This window comes from Rhodopseudomonas sp. B29 (assembly GCF_000333455.1).
Classification (GTDB): Bacteria; Pseudomonadota; Alphaproteobacteria; order Rhizobiales; family Xanthobacteraceae; genus Rhodopseudomonas.
In genome coordinates this window covers 1-11,275 of the sequence record NZ_BADD01000226.1, presented here as the reverse complement: position 1 = coordinate 11,275, position 11,275 = coordinate 1, and the positions used below count along the sequence as shown (strand labels likewise).

At 63.5% G+C, this 11,275-nt stretch carries 10 protein-coding genes and 2 pseudogenes; all 12 read right to left on the bottom strand.

Annotation, left to right across the window (positions count from 1 at the left end; all coding sequences use genetic code 11):
* Positions 1–450 (bottom strand): annotated as a pseudogene (gene ureC / locus I5M_RS07970) (urease subunit alpha); the annotation flags it as partial.
* On the bottom strand, positions 450–1,145 hold the full coding sequence (locus tag I5M_RS07965) for an urease subunit gamma (RefSeq protein ID WP_022720918.1): 696 nt from the start codon (positions 1,143–1,145) through the stop codon (positions 450–452). The gene I5M_RS07965 and the pseudogene ureC, both read right to left, overlap by 1 nt.
* A gap of 11 nt (positions 1,146–1,156) precedes the next feature.
* Positions 1,157–1,825: an urease accessory protein UreF gene (locus tag I5M_RS07960; protein ID WP_022720917.1), complete on the bottom strand. Its 669-nt coding sequence runs from the start codon at positions 1,823–1,825 to the stop codon at positions 1,157–1,159.
* 2 nt (positions 1,826–1,827) lie between these two features.
* Positions 1,828–2,358, bottom strand: a complete 531-nt coding sequence (gene ureE, locus I5M_RS07955; protein ID WP_022720916.1) for an urease accessory protein UreE — start codon at positions 2,356–2,358, stop codon at positions 1,828–1,830.
* A 74-nt stretch (positions 2,359–2,432) separates the two neighbouring features.
* Positions 2,433–3,452: an alpha/beta fold hydrolase gene (locus I5M_RS07950; RefSeq protein ID WP_022720915.1), complete on the bottom strand. Its 1,020-nt coding sequence runs from the start codon at positions 3,450–3,452 to the stop codon at positions 2,433–2,435.
* A 170-nt stretch (positions 3,453–3,622) separates the two neighbouring features.
* Positions 3,623–4,945 carry a cytosine permease gene (locus I5M_RS07945; RefSeq protein WP_022720914.1) on the bottom strand — a complete coding sequence of 441 codons (1,323 nt, stop codon included), beginning with the start codon at positions 4,943–4,945 and terminating at the stop codon, positions 3,623–3,625.
* 160 nt (positions 4,946–5,105) lie between these two features.
* Positions 5,106–6,143, bottom strand: coding sequence for an aliphatic amidase (locus tag I5M_RS07940; protein WP_022720913.1), 1,038 nt, complete (start codon positions 6,141–6,143; stop codon positions 5,106–5,108).
* A 349-nt stretch (positions 6,144–6,492) separates the two neighbouring features.
* Positions 6,493–7,101 (bottom strand): ANTAR domain-containing response regulator, encoded by a 609-nt coding sequence (locus I5M_RS07935; protein ID WP_022720912.1) that lies wholly within the window; start codon positions 7,099–7,101, stop codon positions 6,493–6,495.
* Positions 7,102–7,122: 21 nt separating this feature from the next.
* Positions 7,123–8,289 (bottom strand): transporter substrate-binding domain-containing protein, encoded by a 1,167-nt coding sequence (locus I5M_RS07930; RefSeq protein ID WP_031335833.1) that lies wholly within the window; start codon positions 8,287–8,289, stop codon positions 7,123–7,125.
* Between the two features lie 122 nt (positions 8,290–8,411).
* On the bottom strand, positions 8,412–9,989 hold the full coding sequence (gene ggt / locus I5M_RS07925; protein WP_022720910.1) for a gamma-glutamyltransferase: 1,578 nt from the start codon (positions 9,987–9,989) through the stop codon (positions 8,412–8,414).
* A gap of 18 nt (positions 9,990–10,007) precedes the next feature.
* Complete coding sequence (locus I5M_RS33330) at positions 10,008–10,265, bottom strand: hypothetical protein (RefSeq protein ID WP_022720909.1); 258 nt, start codon at positions 10,263–10,265, stop codon at positions 10,008–10,010.
* Positions 10,266–10,272: 7 nt separating this feature from the next.
* A pseudogene (locus I5M_RS07915) lies at positions 10,273–11,275 on the bottom strand (tyramine oxidase); the annotation flags it as partial.

Below are 11,275 nucleotides of genomic sequence, written 5' to 3'. Positions count from 1 at the left end.
CGCGTGCTCGATCAGGCCGGCGCTGTCGAAATGCACGTGGACGTCGATCGCACCCGGCGTCGCGATGAGCCCCTCGCAGTCGCGCACGGTCGTTCCGGTCGAGACGATCAGCCGCGGATCGACGCCGTCCATGATCTTGGGATTGCCGGCCTTGCCGAGCCCGACGATGCGGCCGTTCCTGATGCCGAGGTCGCCCTTGACGATGCCGAGCACCGGATCGATCACCGTGACGTTGCACAGCAAGAAATCCAGCGCACCTTCGGCCGAGGTGATGCCGGCCATGCCGATGCCGTCGCGCAACGTCTTGCCGCCGCCGTGCAGGCATTCGTCGCCATAGATCGCGTAGTCCTTCTCGACCACCGCTTCGAGAGCGGTGTCGCCGAGCCGCACCTTGTCGCCTGTCGTCGGGCCGTACAGTGCTGCGTAGTCCCGTCGTGCAATCGTCGCCATCACGCCCCCCTGAAGCCACGAGCCTTGGCGCGCGCCAGCGCCGCCTCGCGCACGCGCGGATCGGAACTAAGCCCCGCCGTCAGATTATTCAGTCCGGTGAGTTCGCCGTTGCCGCCGAACTCGACCAGCGTCACCTCTTTGGTGGCGCCCGGCTCGAACCGCACCGCGGTGCCGGCCGGAATATCGAGCCGCATACCGAACGCGGCGCCGCGATCGAAATCGAGCGCGGCATTGACCTCGAAGAAGTGATAGTGCGAGCCGATCTGGATCGGCCGGTCGCCGGTGTTGATCGCCTTCAGAGTGATCCGGCGGCGGCCGGCATTGAGTTCAAGCTTGCCGTCTGCGGCGGTTATCTTGCCGGGATGCTCGGTATCCGCGTCGCTGCCCGGCGCCGGCCGGATCGGTTCGTGCACGGTGACCAGCTTGGTGCCGTCGGGAAACACGCATTCGACCTGGATCATGTGCATCATCGCGGCGATGCCGGTCATCACGTCGGCCGTCGTGAGGATGGTCGAGCCGTAGGCAATCAGATCGGCGACCGAACGGCCGTCGCGCGCGCCTTCGAGGATCTCGTCGGTGATGATGGCCACCGCCTCCGGATAGTTCAGCTTCAGCCCGCGGCCGCGGCGACGCCGTGCCAGTTCGGCGGCGTTGAAGATGGTCAGGCGTTCCATTTCGGTCGGTGTCAGCAGCATCGGTCTTCTCTTTAGTTGACGAACAGCCGCAGATCGGCGCGCACGTGGCGCGCGGCGGCAATATCGATGAACGGCACGAAGCTCGACGGTTCGGCGTCAGCGCCACCATCGCCAATCAGCGTCTCGATGGTGACGAGCGACGCCTGCAGCGCGCGCTGCGCCTGCAGCGCCCCGATGGCGCCGAGCCGCACGGCGGCTGCGGCGATACCGGAGGCGGTGACGTAGCCGGAGGCGAGCTGAGCCGAGGCCGCGTCGAATTCCAGCGCCCGCCACACCGCGCCCTGCATCACCGGCAGATGCCCGAGGCAGTCGCCGGCCTGGATCGCGCCGCGCAGCCGCACGGCCGTTTCATTGCCGAGCCTGGCATGCGACGCCACGAAGGACGAGCCGTTGCGGCGCGAGCCGTCACGATGCGGCGCCAGCAGATTCATTGCCTCACAGTCGCGGTCGAGCGCGGCAAGTGCCGCCAGATCATCGCCAGCCTGGAAGGCGCGCAGCAGAAACAGCCGGTCGAACGTCGCCCAGCGCTGCCGCAGCACCGTATCTATCAACGCCGTCAGCGCCTCGGGCGTGAACTTGCCGCGCAGCGCCGCGATCGCCTCGACTCCATAGGAGAACGCGAACGAGCCGTTCGGAAAACCGCTATCGGCCTGCCATATCGCGAGGAGCGCGGACCGCATCGTCAGTGATCGTGACTGTGGCCGTGATGATGGGCATGGCGATGACCGTCCGCCGCGGCGTGTCCATCGTGCTCGCCGTGTTCCTGCTCGACCACGTCGACGCCGACGCGGCGGCTGCCGATCAGATCGTCGAGCCGGGCCGTGTAGTCCTCGGCGCGGCCTTCGATGGCGACGAACAGCGCCTCGCCCTCGAACCGCACGCGCCAATGCAGATTGCCCGCGTGATAACCGAGCTCGATGGCGTCCGCGATCGACCGCGGCTCGAGCCGCAGCCAGCGCTCGGTGCCGGCGCGAACCACGATCGCCTTGTCGTCGTCGAGCCACAGCACGGCGCCGTCGAACAGTTTCTCGTGACGCGGCAGCGCGATCGCCAGTTCGCGGCCGCTCTTGGTTTTTGCTAGAAGCCGTCGGCGCGCCAGATCGGCCACCGGAATGTTGACGACATCGACCGCACCGTTGTGTTCGAGCCGGTGCAACCCCTCGGCGATCTCCGGATCGAACCGGCTACCCATCACACGATCGATCCGCAGCATCGCGAACCTCCTTCACTTTCCCCAAACCAGTGCGAGCGCCAGCCGTTCTTCCCGAACAGGCCGCCGCCCGCGCCTTACGATGCAAGTAGCTCCTTCAGCTTGGCATCGAGGAATGAGACGTCCACGGGGTTGGTACCGGGACCGCCGGCGAAATGGCCCCACACCGACGGGATCGGAATCAGCTTCGCATTCGGCATGTTGGCGACTTGAAACTCGCTGTCTTCGACCGGGAAGTAAAGGTCGGTCTGGCCCGGCATCACATACGCCTTGGCCTTGATGGCGCCGAGCGCGGCCTTGAAGTCGCCGTTGTAGAGTTCGTTGTCGCCGATGTCGCCGTTCTGCCAGGTCCACAGCATCGTCAGGAGATTGTTCGGATCCTTCGGCAGGAAGAAGCCTTCCCAGAAGCCGACCAGGAAGTCCTCGAGCGACGAGTATCCCATCGTCTCCAGATCGAGCTTCTGTCGATAAAACGTCTGCGAGAACCCCCAGCCCGCATAGACGCGTGCGGCCGCGCGCAGGCCGCGCTGCGGTTTGTCGGTGTACCAGCCCTCCTTCCAGGCGGCGTCGGCGGTGAGCGCCGCCTTGACGCCTTCGAGGAACACGAAGTTGTGGCGCGAACACTTGGCCGAGCCGCAGAACGGCGCGATCAGGTCCATCATGTCCGGATACAACGCGCCCCAATGGAACGTCTGCAACGCGCCCATCGACCAGCCCGTCACCAGACGGATATGCTCGATACCGAATTTCTCAGTGACCAGCTTGTGTTGCGCCCGGACATTGTCGCAGGCGGTGACGTGCGGGAATTTCGGGCCGTTATACGGCTCCGGATTGTTGCTCGGCGAGGACGACAGACCGTTGCCGAGCATGTTGGGAATGATGATGAAGTACTTCGCCGGATCGAGCGCCATGCCCTCGCCGATCAGCCATTCGTTATCGTAGTGCTGGCCCGAATACCAGGTCGGATAGACGATGACGTTGTCCTTCTTGGGGCTCAGCGTTCCGAAGGTCTTGTAGGCCAGCTTGCAGTCCCGCAGCGTCGCGCCGCGCTGCAGCTGGAAATCACCGAGATCGAAGATTTCATAATCGAGACTCATATTCGCCTACCCTCACCCTTGTTCTGTTAGAACGTTCAATGTCTCGCGCGTCTTATGCCGGCGGTTGCCGAACGATCCACGGCCGTGCCAACGTTGGTCATCGAACAACTCCGAATTCGAATGATGGGACGAGGCGATACGGCAGGTGCGCCGTATCGCCGGACCCACCGTTAAGCGGTTTGCAGCTTGCGCACCTTCAAGGCCGCCAGCGCCCAGTAGGCGACGCCGGCCACGACCATCGCGGAAACCGCGGTCGACAGACCGGGCATCACCTCCTCGACGATGAAGGCGACGACCGAACCTACCGCCCACGCGATGAAGGCAGGAGCTCGCCAGTCGGCGGTTGCGGTGTTGACTTCGGGCCTGGTGATGTACTTGTCGACGATGATGATCGCCCCGATCGGAGGCGCTACGATCCCCAGCAGCGACAGCCACTGGATGAAGAACGCCCAGACGTTGCCGGCCGCGATGACGATGCCGATGACGCCGAGAACGACCGCCATCAACCGCATGTGTGTTCCGATGATGCGCGACCAGCCGGTCGAGGCATTATACAGGCAGTGCGAGCACACCGAGCCGAGGTTGATGTAGAGGAACAGGAAGGCCAGCACGCTGAGCCAGCCGATCTGCATCTTGTTCATGTAGCCGAACATGTTGTCGGCACCGAACGGATTAGCGTTCGGAGTGGCCAGCGCCGCCGTCATCACGCCGCCGACCAGCATGGCGACGATATTGGCGAATGGAAACGCGCTGAAAGTGGCCCCGAACGACGCCGGGGGCGTCTTGGCCCAGCGGTTGAAATCGGCCGTCACCGTGCCGGCGTCGATGAAAAGAGCGATGACGACCGTCAGCCCCATACCCATCGACATCGTAGCGACGCCGTTATTGCCCGCATAATTATAGATCGCCGACCATGTGGTCGTCGACGCCGCATGCCAGGCAACCCAGACGCCGAGAATCACGAACAGTGGCGCGGAGATCATGCCGATGTAATGCAACCCTCGGACACCCACGAAGGTGATGCCGATGTAGAGCAATCCGGCGATCACCGTCATGGCGACGTAATTGAGATTGTAGGTTGAGCTGATCAGCGCGCCGGTGATGCCGGTCTGCACGGCGTACCAGCCGAGCAGAAGCGTCGACAGCAAGCCCGCCGCGAGAACGTAGCCCTTCTTGCCGAACACCTGGCTGGCGATCAGGCCGAAATTCATGCCGCTCTTGACGCCGAGATGTCCCAGCAGCCCGACGTAGCCGAGCATGATGAGATTGCCGATAATCATCGCGATCAAGGCCCGGCTGAAACCCATGCCGAGCACCAGAATGGATCCAGTCATCGCCCCGGTGATGATCATCGGAAACCCGACCCACACCATGGTGACGGAGAACGCGCTTCGACGGGCCGCCATCGGCACCGGTGCGTGCTCGTATTCTTCGCCGAGCAAATGATCGACCTTGTCTTCAGCAACTTTCAGTTCATCGGCAGTGGAGTTCATAGCGCGGTCCTTTGTTTTTGACGCTTCTGGCGGTTCCAGTGCGTTTCTAAAGATCCGAACAGACTCCGATGCGATCCCCGTCTTCGCGAACGGTCTTGGTAGCTTCTCCGGTTTCCCGGAGCGTGAGGCCGGACCACGCCAAGGTCCGGCCTCAGCGTCGTCAGCGATGAGCCGTCTTCTTGTTAGGAATTCCCTCGATCGGGCATTCCTCGGTGCCGATGGTGTCGCGGGTGAACGACTCCACCATCTCGCGGGTGCCTTCGGGATCGGCGATCCACTTGGCGTAGAAGTCGTACGGGCAGGCCGCCACGCCCTTGTCGCCGTCGCCAGAGTTGATGACGCCGGTGTAGCCGCGGTGCAGCAGCTTGAAGAGATGGTTGTTGGACTGGCCGGTCTTGCGCGCGTCTCGGATCAGCGACTTGGAGAGCTGGGCATACTGGATGCCGTATTCCTCCTCGCCGCATTCGCCGAGCGTACGGCCGTCGAAGCCGACGATCGCCGAATGGCCGAAGTAGGAGTAGACGCCGTCGAAGCCGGCGGCGTTCGCCACTGCGACATAGACGTTGTTGGCCCACGCCATCGCCTTGGCCATGATCACCTGCTGATCCTTGGCCGGATACATGTAGCCCTGACAGCGGACGATCAATTCGGCGCCCTTCATGGCGCAGTCGCGCCAGATCTCCGGGTAGTTGCCGTCGTCGCAGATGATCAGCGACACCTTGAGGCCCTTCGGACCTTCGGAGACGTAGGTGCAATTGCCCGGATACCAGCCTTCGATCGGCACCCACGGCATGATCTTGCGATACTTCTGAACGATCTCGCCCTTGTCGTTCATCAGGATCAGCGTGTTGTACGGCGCCTTGTTGGGATGCTCTTCGTGGCGCTCGCCGGTCAGCGAGAACACGCCCCACACCTTGGCCTTGCGGCAGGCCTCGGCGAAAATCTCGGTCTCGTCGCCCGGCACCGTCGAGGCGGTCTCGTACATCTCCTTGGAGTCGTACATGATGCCGTGGGTCGAGTACTCGGGGAAGATCACCAGATCCATGCCCGGCAGACCGACCTTCATGCCCTGGATCATGTCGGCGATCTTGCGGGCGTTGGCCAGCACCTCGGCCTTGGTGTGCAGCCGCGGCATCTTGTAATTGACGACGGCAACGCCGACCGTGTCATTGCTGGAAGAAATATCACCGTGGTGCATGTGGCACTCCCCTGTTGATAAATCGAAGGTCTTGTTAGTTCTGCGGACACACCGCTGCGACGGCCGTCCGAATGGACTTGCTCATCTGCGTCACGCCGCGATCTCTCCTGTTTCCGGGCACGACTTCTCGTTCGCGCGAAAGCGCGTTGCTTGGACCTACGGATAGGTTCAGTTCGTCGCGTCGCAGCCGGGTGCACGTCTGGCCCGCCTGCAATGCTTGGCGCAAAACAAAAAAGCCCGACGGATCCTTACGGACCCCTCGGGCTACACAGCCTGTTGCCGAACCAGCTTCATCGATGGCGCGGCGGTGTCGATAGCAGGACTATCACGTCCTCACGACTACTAAAGACTAATCATCTTTCGCCCGGTACTGCAAGAGCTCATTTGCGTGAATGATCGCGGCGGCCATATCGTCCATCGACAGCCGCTTCGACATCGCCTGACGACGAATGCTTTCGTAAGCGTCGGCTTCGCTCAGTCCCTGGCCATCCATCAGAATTGTTTTGGCTTTCTGAATGCGCTGGATGCCGGAGAGTTTGCGCTCGAGCTTGCGGATTCGCTTGGTGGTTTCACGCCGCTCCAGCCACAAGCTACGCGCGATGGTCAGATTGGTGAGCAGGCCGAAAGGCCTGATCGGCCGCTCGATCACCGCCACCGCGCCGGCTTCGAGGACGAGCTGCAACGTCGATGGATCTTCGTAGCTGACCACGGCGATCAGCGTCGGCCGGCTGCCGCCATCGGTCTTCAGCAGCTTCTGGATTTCGGAACGCACGTCGTGTTCGATCGCCAGGATCACCACATCGGTGCCATCCGGCCAGGTCGCCGGCACCGGCCACTGCGCTTCGACCGTACAGCCGATGCGGCGCAGATGCTCCACGAGTTGCACGCGCTCGACATCGGCCGGGTGCACCACATGCACCCTTAAACCACGGAGGTCCCGAAGAATCTGGATCGTCATCCGCAGCTCTCGATCAGCACGCTAGGTTGCGGAGGCATGGATTTCGTCGGCGGACCAGTCGTCGAGGCTCTGCACGACGCAATACGGATCCGGCCTGATCCGGACACCGGGATTCCAAATCATGCGGAAGCGGCCCTCGCTGTCCAGGCGGGCGATCCGCGGCCACAGATAGGTGTGATTGTTTTCGCGATCGATGCGGACGCGGCCCTGCGGCGCGTCGAACTCGGAGTCGCGCAGTTCGGAAAGCAGGCGTTCGGGATCGTCGGTGCCGCATCGCGCCAGCGCGCGCATCGCCAGATGCATCTGGAAATAGGCCGCTTCCGCACTTGCCGTCACCGGCGCCTTCTCGCCGAAGCGCTTCTTTGAATTATCGACGAAGCGGCGGGCCGACGGCGTCGACAGCGTCTCGAAGAACGGCGCTGCCGTGATGTGGGCCTCGGCGGCTTCGGCCGACATTTCCGCTACTTCGGCCTCGCTGGGGGTCAAGCTGGCGATCGGCATCTTGGCCGGGTCGAAGCCGGCCTCGCGATACGCCTGGTAGAACATGGCGGTGCCCGATCCGACGACGGTCGAGAAGATCACGTCCGGCGACAGCTTCTTGATCTTGGCGATGACTCGGTCGAAATCTTTCGGCTGGGGTTGCAGCGAGACATACACCTCGTCCAGCACCTTGCCGCGCCCCTGCGCGACGAAGTCGGCCATCAACCGATTGGACTCATAAGGATAGATGTAATTCGAGCCGACGAAGAAGAAGCGATTGCCGTAAGCCGAGAGCAGATAGCGCGCGAGCTGGATCGAATTCTGGTTGGGCGCCGCCCCGGTGTAAATGCATTGCCGTGAGTATTCGAAGCCTTCATACAGCGTCGGATAGAACAGCAGTCCGCGATAGGATTCGACGACCGGCAGGATCGCTTTGCGCGTGCTGGTCATGTAGCAGCCGAACAGCAAGCGCACCCGATCAACCTGCAGCAGGCGCTCGGCGAGGCTACGGAACTGTTTCGGATTGGACGCCGGATCGTAGATCACCGGTTCGACCGGCCGGTCCAGAATGCCGCCCGCGGCGTTAATTTCTTCAATGGCCAGAAGCGTCGCATTGAGCTGTGAGCGCTCGATCGCAGACGTCACTCCGGTCTGGGAGAACAGCACACCAACGCGCCAGCTGCCCAGTTTGTCACCACTCATTGCCATTTAGATGCGACGTCGCTCTCTTGTCCGGCTCCTTTGAAATTAATGCGCGAGAGATATGGACCGCGCAAGCCCAATGCTTTGGGCTGCGCGGGCCACGAGTCGGCGGGCGAACCGCGCCGCCATCAATAGCCGAGCGCCAATCCGTCCTTGCGATGGTCGGAGGCGCCGAGCAGGACGCCGCGAGCGCGATCGATGCGGATGGCCTGGCAGCCGCCGATCGCTTCCTCGGTCCAGCGTACGGTGTGTCCGCGGCGCTGCATCTCGGCGTGGATGTCCTGATCGATCGTGGTCTCGAGTGATAGCGCGCCGTCGAAGCAGAAGCTGCGTGGACGTTCGGCGGCGGCCTGAATATCCAGCCCGAGGTCGAGCACGTTGGAGAGGAAGTTGGCATGGCCGGCGGCCTGATAGTGGCCACCCATCACGCCGAACGGCATCACCGCCTGATTGCCCTGCATCAGCATGCCGGGAATGATCGTGTGCATCGGCCGTTTGTTCGGCGCCAGCGAGTTGGGGTGGCCCGGCTTGGCGCGGAAGCTCCAGCCGCGATTGTGCAGCAGCACGCCAGAGTTCGGCGCATAGATGCCGCTGCCGAACGGGTAGAAGATCGAGTTGATCAGCGACACCGCATTGAGATCGCGATCGACCACGGTGACATAGACCGTGTCGCGATGTTCGGTGTCGAGCCACAGCTGCGCCTCGCCGGCGCGCTCCATCGTGATCGCCTCCCGGATCTTGCCAATCACGGAATCCGACAAGAAGCGAGCGGGCTCGAGCGGGTGAACCGCCGGATCGCAGAAGTAAGCGTCGCGCGTCGCATAGGCGGCCTTGGTCGCTTCGGCCAGCAAGTGAATGCGATCGGTCTCGCTCAGCTTGCCCACATCGAAACCTTCGAGCACGCGCAGGATCATCAGCGCGGCGAGCCCCTGCCCGTTCGGGGGACACTCCATCACGGTGTAGCCGCGATAATCGGCCGAGATCGGCGTTACGTCTTCGCAGCGATGCGCGGCGAAATCATCGACCGTGTGGGCACCGCCAAGCTTGCGCAGCACCGCGACCATCTCTTCGGCGACCTCGCCTTCGTAAAAGCCGGCGCGGCCTTCGCGGGCGATCTTGCGCAGGGTCGCACCGAGCCGCGGCTGCGCCCGGACATCGCCGATCTCTGGCACCTTGCCGCCCGGCAGAAACTGCGCGGCCGCATTCGGATCGATCTCGACGCGCTCGCGAAACCGGCGCCAGTCCGATGCGACACGCGGCGTGACGCAGAAGCCCTGCTCCGCGGCTTCGATCGCCGGCGCCAGGACTTCGGCGAGCGACAGTCTGCCGTGGCGCTCGATCAACGTGCACCAGGCGTCGATCGATCCCGGAATGGTGACGGCTTCGGGCGAGGTCGGCGGGATATCGCGCGCGTCGCCGCCGGCATATTTCTCCGCGTCCGTACCGGCCGGCGTGCGGCCGGAGCCGTTGAGTGCGATCGGCCGACCGCCGCCGAGCGAGACCAGCGCGAAGCAATCACCGCCGATCCCGGTCATCTGCGGCTCGACGACCCCCTGCAGCGCGACCGCTGCGATCGCGGCATCGATTGCGTTGCCGCCGCGGCGGAGGATGTCGATCGCCGCCAAGGTCGCGCGCGGATGGGACGTCGCCGCCATGCCGTTTTGCGCGACCGCGAGCGAGCGGCCGGTCTTGTGAAAATCGCGCATTGTCGTTCCTAGTTGGATTCAGTTCGCCGCTGATAGCGCCGGAAGCAGCGCGCGGCAAATCGGGCCATGCCAATCCTGCAAGGCAGACGCCGGAGCTATGGGTATCAGTGCGACCGCCGCAACTCCGCCGAGTATCAGGCCCGCGACGATCGCCATCGGAGGCCGTAGCAGCGCGATAGCTGCGCCATGATGGCGGCAGCCGCGATCTGCCGCGCGGCCGGAGCCGCGCAGCACGACATGCGAGGCGCCGAGCAGCAGCGCGATCAGACAACACATCGACGGTTCAACCGGCGTGGCAGCACGAGCCGCCGCCGTTCGCCTCGCCGTGCAGCACGCTGCGGGCATTGCGCTCGGGCGCGATGTCGCTGGCCGCATTGGCGGCGAAGAAGCCGACCGGCTTCAACGTGAAGCCGGCGTATTCGACCGGCATTACCGGGAAGTCTTCCGGCTTGCAGATGTGCGTGTGGCCGAAGCTGTGCCACACGACGATATCGGCATTGTCGATCGGCCGATCCTGCGCGACGTAGCGCGGAAGGCCATCGCCGCCGGCGTGGACGTTCGGATAGTCGCCGCTGGCGTATTTCTCGGCGGGATCGAACGCGGTGACCCAGACGTGCTTGGTGGCGAAGCCGCCACGCTTGCGCACGAAGCTGCCTTCCTGCGCCAGCATCAGCGGGCTCGGATTGACGATCAGCTTGTAGGACGGCGCGTTGCCGACGGAATTCTTCACGTTCGGATTGCTGATCTTCCAGAACCGGCCGGTCTCGCCGTTGGCGATCGCCGTGCCTTCGCTCTCCTTGGTCATCACCCGCGTGGTGGTGTCGAACACATTGCCGTGGGGATTGTCGGGGCCGAACGGCTTAGGGAGGAATTCGTGCTCGGTGACGGTGTTGCCGCCGCCGTCGAGGTCCATGTGCATCCGCACGTTGAAGAAGTGCTGGTGGGTCGGGCCGCCGAGATTGTCGTCGACCATGCCGCCCCATTTGTAGCGCTCGCCCGGCTGCACGGCAGTCGTCTGAATGATGCCGGTGAGCTTGGCCTCCAGCTGAATGGTGCCATCCTGATACAGGTACCAATAGAATCCGTAGTCGTAATTGCCGACGGTGGCGAAGAAGCTGATCACGAGGCGTCGGGAACGCCGGACTTCGAAAAGGCCGTTGCGGAATTCGTAGTGCTTCCAGAGGATGCCGTAATCCTCCTCGTGCATGCAGATCGCGTTCTTCATCACGAACGGCGCGCCCTTGTCGTCGGCCGCCGGCACGTCGAAATAATGGATGTGGCCGAGG

Bases quoted from the DNA above. Each gene is read 5' to 3' on its own strand.
- ggt (WP_022720910.1), bottom strand. From the start codon at position 9,989: ATGCGCGATTTTCACAAGACCGGCCGCTCGCTCGCGGTCGCGCAAAAC.
- I5M_RS07940 (WP_022720913.1), bottom strand. From the start codon at position 6,143: ATGCACCACGGTGATATTTCTTCCAGCAATGACACGGTCGGCGTTGCC.
- I5M_RS07930 (WP_031335833.1), bottom strand. From the start codon at position 8,289: ATGGCAATGAGTGGTGACAAACTGGGCAGCTGGCGCGTTGGTGTGCTG.
- I5M_RS07935 (WP_022720912.1), bottom strand. From the start codon at position 7,101: ATGACGATCCAGATTCTTCGGGACCTCCGTGGTTTAAGGGTGCATGTG.
- ureE (WP_022720916.1), bottom strand. From the start codon at position 2,358: ATGCTGCGGATCGATCGTGTGATGGGTAGCCGGTTCGATCCGGAGATC.
- I5M_RS07950 (WP_022720915.1), bottom strand. From the start codon at position 3,452: ATGAGTCTCGATTATGAAATCTTCGATCTCGGTGATTTCCAGCTGCAG.
- I5M_RS07960 (WP_022720917.1), bottom strand. From the start codon at position 1,825: ATGCGGTCCGCGCTCCTCGCGATATGGCAGGCCGATAGCGGTTTTCCG.
- I5M_RS33330 (WP_022720909.1), bottom strand. From the start codon at position 10,265: ATGTGTTGTCTGATCGCGCTGCTGCTCGGCGCCTCGCATGTCGTGCTG.
- I5M_RS07965 (WP_022720918.1), bottom strand. From the start codon at position 1,145: ATGCTGCTGACACCGACCGAAATGGAACGCCTGACCATCTTCAACGCC.
- I5M_RS07945 (WP_022720914.1), bottom strand. From the start codon at position 4,945: ATGAACTCCACTGCCGATGAACTGAAAGTTGCTGAAGACAAGGTCGAT.